The organism is Flavobacterium branchiicola (assembly GCF_018383905.1).
Lineage (GTDB): Bacteria > Bacteroidota > Bacteroidia > Flavobacteriales > Flavobacteriaceae > Flavobacterium > Flavobacterium branchiicola.
Genome location: NZ_JAGYWA010000005.1, coordinates 139,235 through 157,228, shown reverse-complemented (window position 1 = coordinate 157,228; position 17,994 = coordinate 139,235). Strand labels below are relative to the sequence as shown.

At 32.3% G+C, this 17,994-nt stretch carries 16 protein-coding genes; 13 read left to right on the top strand and 3 right to left on the bottom strand.

Features of this window, described 5'->3' with window-relative positions:
* Positions 1-181 precede the first annotated feature (181 nt).
* From KHA98_RS13825 to KHA98_RS13795, 7 genes are all read left to right on the top strand, one after another.
* A complete protein-coding gene (locus KHA98_RS13825; RefSeq protein ID WP_213258520.1) occupies positions 182-769 on the top strand; it encodes an RNA polymerase sigma factor in 588 nt (195 codons plus the stop codon).
* Positions 753-1,148: a hypothetical protein gene (locus tag KHA98_RS13820; protein WP_213258519.1), complete on the top strand. Its 396-nt coding sequence runs from the start codon at positions 753-755 to the stop codon at positions 1,146-1,148. Before KHA98_RS13825 ends, KHA98_RS13820 begins: the two co-directional genes overlap by 17 nt.
* A 20-nt stretch (positions 1,149-1,168) precedes the next feature.
* Positions 1,169-2,086 carry an alpha/beta hydrolase family protein gene (locus tag KHA98_RS13815; RefSeq protein ID WP_213258518.1) on the top strand — a complete coding sequence of 306 codons (918 nt, stop codon included), beginning with the start codon at positions 1,169-1,171 and terminating at the stop codon, positions 2,084-2,086.
* Positions 2,087-2,216: 130 nt separating this feature from the next.
* Positions 2,217-2,471 (top strand): hypothetical protein, encoded by a 255-nt coding sequence (locus KHA98_RS13810; protein ID WP_213258517.1) that lies wholly within the window; start codon positions 2,217-2,219, stop codon positions 2,469-2,471.
* Complete coding sequence (locus KHA98_RS13805) at positions 2,429-2,770, top strand: type II toxin-antitoxin system RelE/ParE family toxin (protein WP_213258516.1); 342 nt, start codon at positions 2,429-2,431, stop codon at positions 2,768-2,770. Before KHA98_RS13810 ends, KHA98_RS13805 begins: the two co-directional genes overlap by 43 nt.
* A 207-nt stretch (positions 2,771-2,977) precedes the next feature.
* Positions 2,978-3,901: a PfkB family carbohydrate kinase gene (locus tag KHA98_RS13800; RefSeq protein ID WP_194656315.1), complete on the top strand. Its 924-nt coding sequence runs from the start codon at positions 2,978-2,980 to the stop codon at positions 3,899-3,901.
* A gap of 81 nt (positions 3,902-3,982) precedes the next feature.
* Positions 3,983-5,881: an amidophosphoribosyltransferase gene (locus tag KHA98_RS13795; protein ID WP_213258515.1), complete on the top strand. Its 1,899-nt coding sequence runs from the start codon at positions 3,983-3,985 to the stop codon at positions 5,879-5,881.
* Positions 5,882-6,548: 667 nt separating this feature from the next.
* Here the strand turns inward: KHA98_RS13795 and KHA98_RS13790 are convergent.
* Together KHA98_RS13790 and pth are read right to left on the bottom strand one after the other, a co-directional pair.
* A complete protein-coding gene (locus KHA98_RS13790; RefSeq protein ID WP_213258514.1) occupies positions 6,549-7,160 on the bottom strand; it encodes a superoxide dismutase in 612 nt (203 codons plus the stop codon).
* Between the two features lie 138 nt (positions 7,161-7,298).
* Entirely contained in the window at positions 7,299-7,973 is a 675-nt protein-coding gene (pth, locus tag KHA98_RS13785) for an aminoacyl-tRNA hydrolase (RefSeq protein WP_213258513.1), read from the bottom strand.
* 242 nt (positions 7,974-8,215) lie between these two features.
* Between pth and KHA98_RS13780 the strand changes: the two genes are divergently transcribed.
* From KHA98_RS13780 to KHA98_RS13760, 5 genes are all read left to right on the top strand, one after another.
* Entirely contained in the window at positions 8,216-9,433 is a 1,218-nt protein-coding gene (locus KHA98_RS13780) for an MFS transporter (RefSeq protein ID WP_213258512.1), read from the top strand.
* Between the two features lie 185 nt (positions 9,434-9,618).
* Positions 9,619-9,894, top strand: a complete 276-nt coding sequence (locus KHA98_RS13775; RefSeq protein WP_213258511.1) for a SymE family type I addiction module toxin — start codon at positions 9,619-9,621, stop codon at positions 9,892-9,894.
* Positions 9,895-10,113: 219 nt separating this feature from the next.
* Positions 10,114-12,936 carry a carboxypeptidase-like regulatory domain-containing protein gene (locus KHA98_RS13770; RefSeq protein WP_213258510.1) on the top strand — a complete coding sequence of 941 codons (2,823 nt, stop codon included), beginning with the start codon at positions 10,114-10,116 and terminating at the stop codon, positions 12,934-12,936.
* 18 nt (positions 12,937-12,954) lie between these two features.
* Entirely contained in the window at positions 12,955-14,304 is a 1,350-nt protein-coding gene (locus KHA98_RS13765) for a DUF5689 domain-containing protein (RefSeq protein WP_213258509.1), read from the top strand.
* Between the two features lie 139 nt (positions 14,305-14,443).
* Positions 14,444-15,307 (top strand): hypothetical protein, encoded by an 864-nt coding sequence (locus tag KHA98_RS13760; RefSeq protein WP_213258508.1) that lies wholly within the window; start codon positions 14,444-14,446, stop codon positions 15,305-15,307.
* Between the two features lie 80 nt (positions 15,308-15,387).
* Here KHA98_RS13760 and KHA98_RS13755 read toward each other — a convergent pair whose 3' ends face one another.
* The gene (locus tag KHA98_RS13755; RefSeq protein ID WP_213258507.1) at positions 15,388-16,335 is read right to left on the bottom strand and encodes an SGNH/GDSL hydrolase family protein; all 948 of its coding nucleotides are present in this window, start codon (positions 16,333-16,335) and stop codon (positions 15,388-15,390) included.
* A 403-nt stretch (positions 16,336-16,738) separates the two neighbouring features.
* On the opposite strand from KHA98_RS13755, the gene hflX reads away from it, so the two are divergent.
* Entirely contained in the window at positions 16,739-17,968 is a 1,230-nt protein-coding gene (hflX, locus tag KHA98_RS13750; protein WP_213258506.1) for a GTPase HflX, read from the top strand.
* Positions 17,969-17,994 lie beyond the last annotated feature (26 nt).

The following is a 17,994-nucleotide window of genomic DNA, read 5'->3' as shown; positions in this document are numbered from 1 at the left end:
ATTATTTTCAACATCACAACTTTGTCAAAGTTTTAAACTTTGACAAAGTTCACTTATAGTTCCATCAATTGGAATTTGGAATTTAAATTTTGAGATTTTCTTTCAAGTTGGAATTTAAAAATTTGAAATTTAATTTTCTAATTCTTGTAACCTAAACAAACAACATGTCGTCCTATATAATATGAGTACATTAAATGATCAGCATTATATCGATAAAATTCTGCAGGGCGAAACAAATTTGTTTGCCGTGCTGGTTGATCGTTATAAAGATATGATCTTTACTTTGTCGCTCAAGATAGTCAAAAATAGGGAAGAAGCCGAAGAAGCTGCACAGGATACTTTTATTAAAGCATTTAATTCTTTAAGTAAATTTAAAGGAGATTCTAAATTTTCGACCTGGATTTATAAAATTGCTTATAATGCCAGTTTAGATCGTGTGAAGAAAAATAAAAAAGAAGATAATACTATTTCGATAGATGAATTTTCTTCACATTTAGTTAAAACAATGGATAACGCTTTAAGTGCTTTAGAAGACAAAGAACGAAAGCAGGCTATTCAGAATTGTTTAAATTTGTTACCAAGTGATGACAATTTTTTGCTGACTTTATTTTATTTTGAAGATCAGAATTTAGAAGAAATTGGAAAAATCATGAATATAAATGCTAATAATGTCAAGGTAAAATTATTTAGAAGCCGACAGAAATTAGCAACCATTTTAAAAAAGCAGTTAGAACCCGAAATAATTGAGTGTTATGAAAGAGAGCGATAAAAATTTAGAAAATCTTATTGATAAAATGATGGCCGAAAACACTTTGCAATCGCCATCTGCTGATTTTACTTCGAACTTGATGTCGCAAATTCTTGTTGCGGAAAAAGCGAAAATTAAACCTTATAAACCCTTGATTTCAAAATCGATGTGGGTATTTATTGGAAGTGCAGTTCTTCTTCTAGTTGTTTACAATATTCTTTTTGCTGGCGCAGAAAACAATTTGGAAATAGGTAAAGTGTACTCAGATAAAATTTCTGCAATCTTTTCAGGAGTACATTTTTCAAAAAGCATATTATATGCAATTTTAATTGTTCCTTTTATGATATTGATCCAGATTGGGGTTTTGAAAAATTATTTTGATAAGAAGTATCAGTTGTAATATCATTTTAAAGAAAAAAAATGAAAATAAACTGCCATTTTAAAAGCATTTTAAGAGCAAAAATAGTCTTCACTTATTTTTTCTTAATGCTATTATTTTCTGTACCTAGTTGTGTATTTGCAATTTCATCAAACGTTACTATTAAAGAAATAAAATTTGTTAGTGAAGGAGTTTCACTTGCAGGAACTATTTTTACACCAAATAAAATACAGGCAGCCGTTGTAATTGTTCATGGATCTGGACAAGAAAAAAGAATGATAGATTTTGCAACAATTCTAGCCAATAATGGAATTGCAGTTTTAACGTATGATAAACGCGGAGTTGGAGAATCTGGAGGCGTATATGCCGGTCCTGAAGTAGGAACCAACAATGTTGATTTCGCAAACCTGAATCTTTTATCTTTAGACGTTAGCACTGCCGTAAATACTTTGTCTAAATTTTTATTAAATGATCAAATACCAATTGGTTTAACAGGAGGTAGTCAAGCCGGATGGATAATTCCATTGGCTGCAGAAAAAAATAAAAAAGTCAAATTTATGACGATATTCAGCGGAGCACTTATAACAGTAAAAGAACAATTGAGATTCCAGTTTTATACAAATGGTGATCAAAATTTTTGGGATACGCACTCAGAGGAAGAGGCGAGAAAACACATATTCAATGATCCGGACAGATATGAGTTTATTGATACAAATACCAATGCTATTCTTTCTAAATTATCAATTCCAGGATTCTGGATTTTTGGAGGTAAAGACATTCAAGTTCCTGTGAAACTATCAATGGAATATCTCGAGAAATTAAAATCTAAAGGAAAACATTATGAATATAAATTGTTTCCAGACTTGGGGCACAACACAGCATTTTCAGATTCTGACGAACCTATGAGGGATGCAATTAATTGGATAAAAAACACAAGTAAGTTAAAGAATCCTAAGTAAAAAAAATATCACACTATTATTCTAGATGTTTTAGGTGGTAAAAGAAAAAATATCAACTATAATATTCCTACATATTTAATTTTTAATTATTTTATTTGTAATTTTGTGTCAGTAACATTAAATTAAAAAAATGATACAAAAGACCATTACTCCTAAGGATAAAATTGTTAATCTTTCAATTGAAATTCCAAAAAAATACATTGGAAAATCATTGAAAGTATCGATCGATTTCAATAATGAAGTTGATCAAATCAAACATGATTTATCTAAAGAAGACTTTGTAAAGTGGGTTGAAAATGCCGAAAAATCACCAACAATGTCTTTGGAAAAGTTTAACGAGAAATGGGAAGAAAAGAAACTCAAGATTCAAAACAATATACATTAGATATTACACAGAATTATTTTCAAAATTTAGAAGAAATTGTTGACTATATCGCTTTTGAAAAGTTGCAACCTTTAAATGCAATTAAAATTGGTAATGGAATAAACAAAACTTTGAACAGAATAATTAATGACCCCCTCATTTATTCTGAATGTGAAAATCTCCCCACAAAAACTAAAATTTACAGAGAAGTCAATTACAAAACTTGGCTAATTGTGTTTAAAGTAAAAAGATATCATATTACTATTCTTGGTGTTTTAAGTGGTAAAAGAAAAAAATCTTCTTTTAAAAGACTTAAATAAAATTCGAAACATTTTTTAAAAAATAAATTGTTTTTTAAATTCATAAAACATATTTTAAGATCTTCAGCAAATCAATTTTAAAAACCTCATTTACAGGTATTTTACTACGAAATCGTTGTCTTTTTTTTAAGAAAAATTTGAGAGTCTAAACCGTTGCAATATTGTAACTTATGAAGTATCTTTGCACCCTAATTCGAAATTCATAAAATGAATAAATTATTGATTGTTGGAACAGTAGCTTTCGACGCGATTGAAACTCCTTTCGGAAAAACAGATAAAATATTAGGTGGTGCTGCAACATACATTGGTTTATCAGCATCCTTTTTTAACTTGCAATCGGCTATTGTTTCTGTAGTTGGAGACGATTTTCCTCAAGAACATTTAGATTTATTGACTTCAAAAAATATTGATATCTCTGGTATCGAAATTGTAAAAGGTGGTAAAACTTTTTTCTGGAGCGGTTTATATCATAATGATCTAAACTCAAGAGATACTTTAGTTACTGAATTAAACGTTTTGGCAGATTTTCAGCCAAAAGTTCCTCAAAACTACAAAGACGCTGATGTTGTGATGTTAGGAAACTTACATCCGTTAGTACAAAGCAGTGTTTTAGATCAAATGGAGAAAAAACCAAAATTAGTTGTTTTAGATACAATGAATTTTTGGATGGACTGCGCTCTTCCTGAATTATTAGACGTTATCAAACGTGTAGATGTAATTACAATTAATGACGAAGAAGCAAGACAACTTTCTGGTGAATATTCATTAGTAAAAGCAGCTGCCAAAATCCAGGATATGGGACCAAAATATGTGGTGATCAAAAAAGGAGAACACGGAGCACTTTTATTCCACAACAGAGAAGTATTCTTTGCACCGGCTTTACCATTAGAAGATGTTTTTGATCCAACAGGAGCAGGAGACACTTTCGCAGGTGGTTTCTCTGGGTTTATTGCACAAAGTGAAAATATTTCATTTAACAATATGAAGAATGCAATTATTTACGGTTCAAATTTAGCTTCATTCTGTGTAGAAAAATTTGGAACTGAAAGGATGGAAACATTAAGCAAAGCAGAAGTAGCGATTCGATTACAGCAATTTAAGTCGTTAACTCAGTTTGACATAGAAATATAATGCCCAAAAGCCTCGATAACACGGGGCTTTTTTTATTACGTTAATACACACAACTTACAACAACACACAAAAACAAAAACAATGAGCGACGCTTTAAAACACGAATGTGGTATAGCCTTAGTTAGACTTCTTAAACCGCTTGAATATTATAAAGAAAAATACGGAACTGCTTTTTACGGAATTCAGAAAATGTATTTGATGATGGAAAAACAGCACAACCGTGGACAAGACGGAGCTGGTTTTGCAAGTATAAAATTGGATGTTGAACCTGGACAACGCTACATAAGCAGAGTTCGTTCTAATCATGCTCAGCCAATACAAGATGTTTTTAAACAAATTAATGAACGCATTAGCGAAGAATTAAAAGAATATCCGGAACTTGGTGATGATATCAAAGAGCTTAAAGAAAAGATTCCATATATAGGAGAATTATTCTTAGGTCACGTTCGTTACGGAACTTTTGGAAAAAACAGCATCGAGAGTGTACATCCATTTTTACGTCAAAGTAACTGGATGCACCGTAACCTGATTTTGGCAGGAAACTTTAATATGACAAATGTTAAAGAACTTTTTGAAAATCTGGTTGAACTTGGGCAACATCCAAAAGAAATGGCTGATACTGTTACGGTAATGGAAAAAATTGGTCACTTCTTAGACAAAGAAGTAATGCAATTATACCAAGACTGTAAAGCAGAAGGCTACTCAAAAAGAGAGGCTTCTCCAGTAATTGCAGAACGTTTGGATATTGCAAAAATATTACACCGCTCTGCTAAAAATTTAGATGGAGGTTATGCAATGGCTGGTTTACTTGGTCATGGTGATGCTTTTGTTTTTAGAGATCCTGCAGGAATTCGCCCGGCTTACTTCTATCAGGATGATGAAGTAGTTGTTGTGGCTTCTGAACGTCCTGTTATTCAAACGGTATTTAATGTACCTTTTGAAAGCGTACAGGAAATCGATCCGGGGAATGCTTTGATTATTAAGAAAAATGGAAAAGTATCAATGGAGCAAATCCTTGAACCAACCGTTAAAAAAGCGTGTTCATTTGAAAGAATTTATTTCTCAAGAGGAAGTGATGCAGAGATTTATCAGGAGCGTAAAGATCTGGGTAAATTAATTTTACCGGCAGTACTTAAATCAATTGACAGCGATACAGATAATACTGTTTTCTCTTATATTCCAAATACAGCCGAAACTTCATTTTATGGTTTAGTCGAAGCTGCTCAGGATTTCTTAAATCAAAGAAAGAACAATTATATTTTAGCAAACAGAAATACACTAACTGCTGAAACATTACAGGAATTATTAGCTGTAAAAATACGTACAGAGAAAGTTGCAATTAAAGATGCGAAACTTAGAACGTTTATTACAGAAGATAGTAGCCGTGATGATTTAGTAGCGCACGTATATGATGTTACATACGGGGTAATTAAACCAACCGATAATTTGGTAATTATTGATGATAGTATTGTTCGTGGTACGACATTAAAAATGAGTATCATTAAAATGATGGATCGTTTAAATCCTAAACGTATTGTAATTGTTTCATCGGCACCACAAATTCGTTATCCTGATTGTTACGGAATCGATATGGCAAAACTAGAAGGACTTGTTGCTTTTAGAGCTGCATTGACTTTATTAAAAGAAAGAAACTTATATTATATAGTTGACGAGGTTTACGCTAAATGTAAAGCACAGGAAAACTTTGATGATAAAGATGTTGTAAACTACGTAACTGCAATATACGATCAATTTACACCAGAAGAGATTTCAGATAAAATCGCTGAGATGTTAAGCTCTCCTGAAATTAATGCAGAAGTGAAAATTATTTTCCAAAAAGTAGAAGATTTGCACATTGCATGTCCGAAAAATTTAGGTGACTGGTATTTTACAGGAGATTATCCTACACCAGGAGGAAATCGAGTTGTAAACAGAGCTTTTATGAATTTTTATGAAGGAAAAGACGCCAGAGCGTATTAATAAAATACTAATAAAAGGTTAATTTGTGCATTTCATCGGTTTTTTTTGCCGTTCATCCTGTTTGTTTGGTGAAAATGAAAAGCAATGATACTTTTGAAATACCATAACATTAGTAGGTTAAGTTTATGGTAGATTTGGGGCAAAAAGGGTGGAAGCAATTCCACCTTTTTTATTTTATTCAGATAAGTATTTACAAAAGAGATTACTAGAATCACTTTATCGAAAATATTTACCATTCATCTAAAAAGTTTTTTTACTACATATAGTCGCCATATATTTACTGAACCATAACATTAGTAGGTTAAGTTTATGGTAGATTTGGGGCAAAAAAGGCGAAAGAGATTTCGCCTTTTTTATTTTTTATACCTCTCTTACTTTCTACAAAACAAAGTGTTCCCTTTATCGGATATATTTACCATTCATCTAAAAAGTTTTTTTGCTACAAATAGCTGTCATACATTTACAGAACCATAACATTAGTAGGTTAAGTTTATGGTAGATTTGGGGCAAAAAAGGCGAAAGAGATTTCGCCTTTTTTATTTTATGTTCAGAAGAAAGAAAATAGAGCAAAGAATAAAGATTGTTGAACATAATTTATATGGAAACAAAAAAAGACGGATAGCAATCAGGCCATCCGTCTTTTTTCTTTACTCTATATTCTATTTTCTTATTTGTCTAAAGCAAATCTTCTAGATACTTCTGTCCAGTTAATTACATTAAAGAAAGCTTCGATGTAATCTGGTCTTCTGTTTTGGTAGTTTAAGTAGTAAGCGTGCTCCCAAACATCCATTCCTAAAATTGGAGTTCCACCGTGACCAGCAACTTCTGGCATTAATGGATTATCTTGATTTGGAGTACCTACAACTTCTAATTTTCCTCCTTTTTGAACTGTTAACCAAGCCCATCCAGAACCAAATTGAGAAGCTCCCGCTTTAGCAAATTTTGCTTTAAATTCTTCAAAAGTTCCAAAAGAAGCTTCGATTGCTGCCAATAAATCGCCAGTTGGTAATCCTCCTCCGTTTGGAGACATTACAGTCCAGAATAAATTGTGGTTGTAAAAACCTCCACCATTGTTGCGAACTGCAGCATTAGATTTATCTAAGTTGATTAAGATATTTTCGATTGTTTTTCCTTCCAAATCTGTCCCTGCAATAGCAGCATTAAGATTTGTTGTGTATGCATTATGATGTTTAGAATGGTGAATTTCCATTGTACGAGCATCAATATGTGGTTCTAATGCATCATATGCATAAGGTAATTGTGGTAATTCAAAAGCCATGATATTATGATTTTTATGATTTATAATAATTTATCCAAATTTAGACATTTAACTTTGGAATTGAAAATACTATTTCGTTATTATTCAATTTAATAAATTTATAATTCGATTTTTAAAGTCTTAAATGCTTGTAAATCTTTATTTTCCATTAAAAGTCGTCATCGTGTTTTCCAATCCGGCAGTTCCAAATGATTTTATAATTTCTGCCGATACTTCAAGACGTTCTGCCAATTTTGCTTTTTCCTCTTCGTCCCATTCACCTAAAACATAATCAACCTGTTGCCCTTTTTTAAACTGATCACTGATTCCAAATCTAAAACGGGTATATTGTTGTGTATTTAATACCAAATTGATGTTTTTTAGGCCATTATGACCTCCGTCACTTCCTTTTGGTTTAATTCGGATAGTTCCGAAAGACAAATTCAAGTCATCGGTAATTACTAAAATATTTTCCAGAGGAATATTTTCTTTATCCATCCAGTATTTTACCGCTTTTCCGCTGAGATTCATATAAGTATTTGGTTTCAGAAGAAAAAAAGTTCTGCCTTTAAATTTATATTCCGCCAAAGCACCCAATTTTACCGTTTCAAAAGAAAGGCCTTCTTTTTTGGCTAAAAAATCAAGTACCTTAAAACCAATGTTGTGTCTTGTATTTACGTATTCGGCACCAATATTACCAAGTCCTACGATTAGATATTTTTTACTCACGTTTTTTATATTGTTTTTTTGGTGTTCGTGAACCTCCGGTTTCATATAGTCTATGTTCTCTTCTTTTTGTGGTGATGAAAACAGTTTTGTTATCCATTTTATCATAAGGCAAAAGTAATCTTAATTAGATAATTAGACAATTAGATAATTCATGAATATTAAGTAATAATATAATTGCAGAAGTAGTTTTTGCAATAGCAATACAAGGATTTTATAAAACGTTTCTTTAGTGCAGAAAGTCTTTAATTATAAACAATAACGATATAAATAAGCGAAGAACTAAGCTGTGTAACTATATAATAAAGGATTTTTGTACTTTTATGATATAATCCCAAAACGAGATCATTTTGATAAATTTCAATCCATTACAACTTTTTCAGACCAAAGGAAAAATCAAGAAAGTTTACAGAGAAGCAAAAGCCTCTTATTTAAATCGAATTCGTTTTGCAGTTGGAATGTTTTATTTTGGTATGGGTTTGAGTTTTGCGACCTGGGCAAGCCGAATTCCCGATATTAAAACCGCTTTGCATTTAACCGAAGGTGATTTAGGATCGATACTTTTTGCCCTGCCAATGGGGCAATTGGTTATTATGCCTTTTTCGGGAAAAATGGTTACCAAATTTGGAAGTCATCGCATCCTGGTTTTCTCTTTAATCATGTACGTTTTGTGTCTGGCAAATTTAGGCTTGGCAACAACAGCTTTTCAATTATCTGTTGGCTTATTTCTGTTTGGTTTATTTGGGAATTTAGCCAACATAGCCGTAAATACGCAAGGCGTTTATACCGAAGTACTTTTTAGAAAAACAATCATGTCTTCTTTTCATGGCATGTGGAGTTTTGCCGGATTTACGGGAGCTTTAGTAGGCTTAGGGATGCTGGCTTTAAATCTAACTCCGTTACATCATTTTATAATCGTTGGAGCGGTTGTCCTGCTAATGGTTGCCTTTAACTTTAAATTTTTGGTCAAAGCCAAAGAAAAAATTAAGCATAAAACAGAGAAAAAGAAATTGTTCGCAAAACCGGATGCTACTTTAATCTGGTTGGGCGTTATTGGTTTTTGCAGTATGGCAAGCGAAGGCGTAATGTTTGACTGGAGCGGTGTTTATTTTAAAGATATTGTAAAAGCTCCCGGACCATTGGTAATTTTAGGATATACCTCGTTTATGATCATGATGGCGAGCGGAAGATTCTTAGGCGATGGTCTTATTAATAAATTTGGCCGTGAGCGTGTTATGCAAATTAGTGGCGTTATGATTTCTGCCGGACTTTTTACAGCCGTTTTTCTTCCTTATATTATTCCTTGTACTATTGCTTTTATGGCTGTTGGTTTGGGTGTTGCTACTATTGTTCCTACCGTTTATAGTTTGGCAGGAAAAAACCCGACCGTTCCAGCAGGAGAAGCTTTAACAATAGTTTCGAGCGTAAGTTTTCTTGGCTTTTTAATGGGGCCACCGGTAATTGGTCATATTGCTCAAAACTTTGGACTCCAGTTTTCTTTTGCCTTTATCGGAATCTTTGGTGTTCTGATTGCTTTTATGGTTTCTAAAATTAGAGTAACAGCATAATTCTGCTTTTCTCATTTTTGATTAATATTTAATAAAATTATAGGAATTTACTTAGTTTTTAGTATTTTCGCAATGACTTACACTTTCATGAAAAGGCAGAGCGAAGCTTCGTAGCTTCGTGTGCTAATTATTTAACGGAAAAGACCGGAATCGGTTTTATTTCCTGTCATTAAAAAGAAGTGAAAATGAGTCACAAAGAAAAAGCAAAGAAATCGAAAACCACAAATGCAAGTTCTGACCTAAAAAGAACATCCGAAATCTTATCTGTTCGCCGTATTAAAACATATTCTTTTCATAGAATATCGCGTTCTACAGACATGTACAATCGCAAACCTAAAGTAGTTCCGTTAATTCGTCTTTGTGGCAATTGGTTACAGGGAGCGGGATTTATCGTCGATAAAGACTTAACCATTACTGTCATGAAAGATATGATAGTAATAAAACCCACAAAAGAAATATAAAGTGATGGAGTAATCTTAATCTAATTTCTGAAAAACCCGCTCATTTCTTGTTTTTTATTTTTGATTAATATTCAATAAAATTTGTAAGAATTTATTTAATATTAAATATTTTGCCTATATTTGAATTTATAGCAATATCACTTTTCCAAAAGCCAATTTTATCTTTTGAATAAAGGATTATCATCCTAAAATTATTTTCAAAGTAAATTGGATTTTTAAATGGTTAAAAAATACTTAGTCTTTTTCTTTATTACATGTTTCTTTAATTCTGCTTTTTCACAAACAGAAATCACTGTAACCGGAATTGTTATTGATACCCGAACTCAAAATCCGTTGGAAAATGTAGTGGTGACGATACAAAATACTGCTGTGATGGGCCTCACATCAAAAACAGGGAAATTTGAACTACATATATTTCCCAAAAAAGAGCAATTACTTTTGCTGAGAAGTCAGGGTTATAAAGATTTCCTTTTAAAAGTACGGTCTAATTCAGGACAAAATATAGATCTTGGTATTTTACAACTAGAAGATACATATTCAGACGAAGTTCCGGCAGCATTGATTACGTTGTCTGATAGTGATTTTTCGGATGACAGCAGTTCATCTGAAATGACTTCTGGACTTTTGCAATCTTCAAAAGATGCTTTTATGCAAGCGTCGGCATTTAATTGGGGACAGACCCGATTTAGGGTTCGCGGGCTCGATAGTGAAAACGGTACCATGATGCTCAACGGAATGGTCATGAATAAAATTTATGACGGAAGACCACAATGGGGTAATTGGGGAGGTTTAAATAGTGTTCTTCGTAATCAGGAATTTTCAGTAGGAACAGCATTTTCAAATTATACTTTCGGTGGAATTTTAGGAACACAACAAATTTTTACGCAAGCTTCTTTATATCGTAAAGGAGTTTCACTTACGTTTTCAGGAAGTAATACAACGTATTCCTGGCGGGCAATTGGAACCTATGCATCGGGAATGAATGCGTCGGGTTGGGCATATGCAATTTCGGCTGGTAAAAGATGGGCTGACGAAAGTTATTTTGAGGGAACAAGTTTTAATGCTGATTCTTTTTTTATTAGCGTAGAAAAGAAATTAAATAAGAGGCAATCCCTAAATTTTACCGGATTCTATACGCCAAATTCCCGCGCTAAAAATTCTGCCAATACAAATGAAGTAACCAGTTTAATGGGGGAAAAGTACAATTCGTATTGGGGATATCAGAATGATAAAAAACGAAATGCGAGAGTGAAAAATATCGAAGAGCCACTGTTTATGTTAAATCATTATTTTAAAATTGATGATAAAACAAATCTGAATTCGAGTGCGATGTATCAATTCGGAAAAGTGGGAAACAGTAATTTAGATTATCAAAATGCAGATAGTCCGGACCCTGTTTATTATAAAAAGATGCCGAGTTATTTTAGCTCTCTTTACGCAAAAGACAAGGGGGAATTTTCAGGTGATTTTACTCCGGATTATGAAAAGGCAGAGAAAAACAGAATTGCATTTCTCGCTAATCCTCAAATTGATTGGAACGAAATTTATCTGGCAAATCAAAAACCTGGTAAAAACGGTTTTGAACCTGCAAAAAGTCATTATGTTTTGTACGAAGACAGAACCGATGATCGAACTTTTGCACTGAATTCTAATCTAAATAAACAAATTACGCCTAATATTTCTTTTGATGGAGGATTTACTTTTCGGAATCTAAAATCCCATAATTTTCAGTATTTACTGGATCTTCTTGGTGGAGCATATTTTGATGATATTGATCCTTTTTATAAAGGAAGTCTTTCGCAATCTGATTTGCAAAATCCTAACAGACAAGTAAAAGTAGGGGATACATATGGCTATAATTATAATTTTTTGGCAAATGTTCTGGATGCTTTTGCACAGTTTAAATTTTCCTATAATAAAACAGAATTTTATTTGGCACAATTGTATTCGATATCCGATTATCAAAGGGAAGGATTGTATCAAAACGGACTTTATCCGACAAATTCTTTAGGAAAAAGCGCAAAAGTCAATTTTGAAAACTTCGGTTTTAAAGGCGGTTTTACCTATAAAATCTCAGGAAAACAATTGTTGTTTTTTAATGGAGCTCATCTTACCCGAGCACCTTCATTACGAAATACGTTTTCTAATTCACGCTTAAATAATACGGTCATTGATGGTGTTGAAAGTGAAAACATTAGTAGCGCCGAGCTTAATTATGTTTATCATTCCCCAAAATTGAAATTGCGTTTATCGACTTATTATACTTTAATTAAAAACGCCTCACAAACCTCTTTTTTTTATGCTGAAGGAATCTTTGATAAGGGAGCTGGTTACGATGCTGTGGATGCTTTTGTAAGTCAGACTTTAACACACTTGGATAAAAAAAATAGTGGAGCAGAATTAAGTTTCGAATATCAAATGTTGTCCACTTTAAAAACGACTTTTTCAGTCGCATACGGGAGTTATATTTATAATAGTAATCCAAATGTTACCATTACAAATGATGCCAATTTAGCCAAGACCAATACGCCGGTAACTTTTGATTTTGGGCCGTCATATCTTAAAGATTACAAACAAGCGGGAACTCCGCAACAAGCTTTTTCATTAGGATTAGAATACCGTGATCCAAAATTTTGGTGGATAGGAACCAATATTAATTATTTGGCAGAAAGTTATATTGATGTCTCTCCAATTTCCAGAACGCGACAATTCTATATCAATTCAATAAATGGTTTTCCGTTTCCAGAGGCAACTTCTGAAAGGGGAGATGAATTACTAAAACAGGAAAAATTTAATCCTGTGACTTTGCTAAATCTAAATGGAGGTAAATCCTGGCGTATTCATAAAAAGTATATTGGTCTTTTTGCCAGCGTAAATAATGCTTTGGATTTAACTTATAAAACGGGAGGTTTTGAGCAAGCCAGAAATGCAAATTTCAGAGCATTAAATCAGGATGTTTCTAGTGGAACTCCTTCTTTTGGGCCTAAATATTATTATGGTTACGGACGAACTTATTTTCTAAATCTTACAATTGGGTTATAAAACTGAAAAATTATCATCATGAAAAATAGTCTATTAAAATCATTTTTTATCTTGTCTTTACTGTCTTTTTGGAGTTGCAATAATGAAATTGAAAATCCTAAGTTAGAATGCACACAACCAGATTTTGCAGTAAACAAAACAGTTGAAAAAGTTTACGAGCTTTCTGGAAATGTTGCAAAACAATATTCTTATGATGATGTTATAGAAGCCTTTGTTGTTTCAAGTGATGAAGAGGGAAATTTTTTCAAAAGTATTTCTTTTCAAACAAAAGCATCTTCACAAAATTCTGCAATTGGTTTTAGTGTTCCCGTTGATATGTCAAATAGTTATATTGATTACAGAATTGGGAATAAAGTTTACATAAAGCTTAAAAACCAATTTACCGATTTATACTTTGGAGGTTTAAGGATAGGAACTTTATATGTAAGTAATGCAGGAGATCCCACAATTGGGAGAATTTCGCAGAATGAAATTAAAGAGGTATTGAATGCATCGTGCACTTCTATAAATGAAAATGAATTAGTAGAATCGCTTTCTGTCGAAGAAGCGCTTTCTGACAGTAAGTTAAATACTCTGATAGAACTAAACGATGTTGAGTTTACAGAGGCCGCTTTGGGTCGTCATTATTTTGAAGAATCAAATAATGTGGGTGGGTCAACCAATTGGAATTTAAGAGACAAATCAGGCTACCAAATTATTTTCAGAACAAGTGGTTATGCAAAATTTGCAGATCATTTTGTTCCCGAGGGCAGTGGAAAAGTGAGGGGAATTCTAACTAAGTTTAGTTCTGATTATCAATTAATGATTCGATCTGAAAGTGATATTGTAATGAATGGAAAAAGAAACACACCAATTTTTGCTGAAGATTTTCAATCCGTTAAAAACAATGTGAATTTTGTACTACTAGGCTGGAGTAATATTGTAGAGAAAGCGAGTAAATTATGGAAGAGTATGGTTTATGCCGGAAATGGTTATGCAGAGTTTAATACTACGAGTACTACGGCCGCAGAAAATATTGCGTGGCTGGTTTCTCCAAAAATTAATTTAACCAATTATAAAAATGCTACACTGTCTTTTAGAAGTGCACAACATGATTTAAAAGTCGATTCGCCTTTAAATACACTTGAAGTTTACGTCTCAACAAATTTTGATGGTTCCAGTATTACTAAAGCAAAATGGACAAAACTGGAAGCAAAAGTACCTTCATTATCTACACCTTCAAGAGCTTTTATTAGTTCTGGCGGAATAGACTTATCAGCTTATCAGGGAAATGTTCATATTGCATTTAGATATGTGGGCTCTGGAAAAGATAAAACGTTAAATGGAGCATTTATGGTTGATGACGTTAAAATTTTTGGAGAAAAATAAACTTGTTTTGTTGTAAAGAATGTAAAATTGGCTCTGCATTTGGCGCAAAATGTAAAAAAGAAAGCGAATTTTCAGATTTAAACTGTTAATTTTGGAAGAATTTTGTATTTTGGTCATCCCAAATCAATACAAAAACAAAATGAAAACCTACTTTCTTGCCATCATAATGATGGTATTTCCTTTTTTGCTACACAGTCAGGAAGATGCCCCTGTTCGATTAAAGCAAATCAACATTATAAAAACAAACTACCAAAACTCTAAAGATGGTGAAATTGTAAACAAAACCGTTGTGTTTAAAGACGGGAAGATACAAACCATCACTACTTCTGATGTTGTGCAGCACTTTTTTTACAATAAGAGTGGTTTACTAGATATGACTGTAAAAGATAAAGTTGGAAGTGACTGGAAAGAGGTTATAAACTACACTTACAATGCAGATAATAATATCACTAAATTTGTTAAAAAATATCAGGAAGGCCCTGATTACATTACCAAAGTAGTGACTTTTGGTTATGAAGGAGCAAGGATAAAAGTTACCACAAAAAAGAGTACAAATCATCAAAATTTGCTTGACGATATTGAATATATTGTTGAAAACGGGATCATTGTAAGACGTACTTCACGCGACAAAAACAAACAAATTATTGGTAAAATCGAATATGTTTACGTTAACGATAATGTTTCGAAACATAAAGGATTAGTTGGAGATAAAATCTCTAAAACATTTACTTATGATGACAAAAAATCGGTAGATCAGTTAATCGTTCAGAGTCTTTTTGGTGATAATTATAAAGTAATTGTACCGATGATTTCGTATCACGAAGATGAATTTACTTTTGAGGATATATCTTATAACAATGAAATGAATTTTAGCCCTTCATCTACGGCGCTGGTAGCTGTAAGCAGAAAGTATAAATACAACAAATTAAACTTTCCGATTTTCTGTTCTCAAATTGAAGAAAATGGAATCGTAAAAACTGAAAAAACATTTATTTACGAATAATCTCATTATAGTTTAAAAACATTTTTGAATTTAAAAACAGAGTACAATAAAATGTACTCTGTTTTTTTTTGCAAGACTTATTAAATGTCGTCAAATATATAGGGACAATCTTTTTTAAGTTGATTATACATTGCATTATATCCTAGTACTGTTGGATGTATGCCATCAGGCTGGATATATCTATCCTCCCATTGAGAAACATCGTCTGATTTGGTTAATGCTTTATGAAAATCAATATATTTTTCTCCCGATGCAATAACCCAGTTATTAATTTTGCCAGCAGTTAAATTATATTCGAAATCGGGATGTGGCGTAACCGTTACAAGAATTGGTACTTGATTATTATTTTTTAAATAAGTTATTGCCTGTGACATATACGCTATGTAATCATTAATAGTTTTATAGTTATTGGTTCCTAAACAAAGAATTACATATTCAGATTTAAACCATGTGTTCTCTAGTTTCATACGATTAAGCCATTCCTTAGAAAGACTTTCTCCTCCTTTTCCGTCTATGAAACAGTTATTTATGCCTATTTCATTGGCAAACTTTACGCACCAGCGATTGTTTAAACTTGAACCAAAAGTTTTTAAATCAACACCCTCAACAAAAGAATCTCCATATATACTTACTTTGGGCTGTTTGTTGTAATTAGAACTGGTATAAGATTTATAAACCTTAATATTGCCGGAATGAACTTCAAAAAAAAGTTGTCCTCTCATCGCATTTTGAAATACGTCATCATCAACTCCATAGTATTTTTCAAATGAAATATCACCGCCTTTTAAGAAAAAGGTCACTCCATTAATTGTTTTATTAAATCCTATCTTATATAATGTTTTTTTCTTCAGAGAATTCGATAATAAAATCGTTTCATTAAATTCGGTTGATTTGATACGGAAGTTACTTTTATAAATTTCAATTTTATTATTTTCAATTTTCATAAAACCCAGTGATTTTCCCGTGGATATTATAACTGGAGTATTATCTAAAATTTCAAATTCTGTAACCAGTGATATATCAAACATATATAAGTTTTGTTCGAAAATTAAAGCGGTTTTATTTGTTCCAGTAAAATTGGTTAAAATTTTACTCTCAAAATAAGAAGTTTGATCTGGGTATACGAATTTTATATAATCATTATTTGGGCTAATGGGATCAGAATTTTCATTTGTACTTGTACATGAGTAAGTGAAAGTTATAATTATTATGGCTAGCAGATATTTAAGCAGGGTTTTCATGAGTTAGATTAGTCTTTAAGGTAATTCTAAACATATTTTAGATAGAAACTCGCGTTAGTTGAGATGTTTTTATAAAATTTGTTTTGTAATATACCATAATTATAAAATTAATCAATATTTAGAGCGTAAAACAAAATTCTATAAGGGTTAGTGTCTTACAAATCATTAAATTTGCACCTTATTCAAAGCTATGTTAGAAAAAGAAGTTATAAATTTTGAAAGAACTGCCATTGTTGGTATAGTTACTCAAAATCAAAGTGAGGAAAAACTTAACGAATATCTTGACGAATTAGAGTTTTTGACTTTTACCGCCGGTGGTGAGGTTATTAAACGCTTTTCGCAAAAAATGGAACGTCCAAACCCGAAGACTTTTATGGGTACGGGTAAGATAGAAGAAATCAATCTTTTTGTAAAAGAAAATGATATATCGACTTTAATTTTTGATGATGAATTGTCGCCATCGCAGCAAAAAAACATCTCACGAATTATAGATTGTAAAATTCTTGACAGAACGAATTTGATTTTGGATATTTTTGCGCAAAGAGCCGAAACTTCCTATGCGAGAACTCAGGTTGAACTGGCGCAATGTATTTATTTATTACCAAGACTTTCCGGTTTATGGACGCACCTTGAGCGCCAAAAAGGAGGAATTGGTATGCGTGGTCCCGGAGAAACTGAGATTGAAACAGATAGACGTATCGTGCGTGATCGAATTTCGTTATTGAAAGATAAAATCAAGACAATCGATAAACAAATGAGCATTCAGCGTAGTAACCGTGGCGCAATGGTTCGTGTGGCGCTGGTTGGTTATACCAACGTTGGTAAATCGACTTTGATGAATGCCATTGGTAAAAGTGATGTTTTTGTTGAAAATAAATTGTTTGCAACATTAGACACTACAGTTCGTAAAGTAGTAATTAAAAATTTACCATTTTTACTTTCTGATACTGTTGGTTTTATTAGAAAATTACCAACACAATTGGTAGATTCTTTTAAAAGTACACTTGATGAGGTTCGTGAAGCCGATTTGCTTTTGCATGTTGTTGATATTTCACATCCGGATTTTGAAGATCATATTGAATCTGTAAATCAGACTTTGCTGGAAATTAAAAGCAATGATAAACCTGTAATTATGGTTTTTAATAAAATCGATGCTTACAGACATTTGACTATTGATGAAGATGATTTAATTACCGAAAGAACCCGAAAACATTACACACTTGAAGAGTGGAAACAAACCTGGATGAGTAATGTTGGAGAAGATAAGGCTTTGTTTATTTCGGCAACACAAAAGGAAAATTTCGAAGAATTTAGAGAAACCGTTTATGAAGCTGTTCGTCAGATTCACATAACCCGATTTCCTTACAATAAATTTTTGTACCCGGATTATAAAGATGCAATTGAGAAAGAAGAAGAATAAAGCGTAAGAAATAAGTTAAATTATTT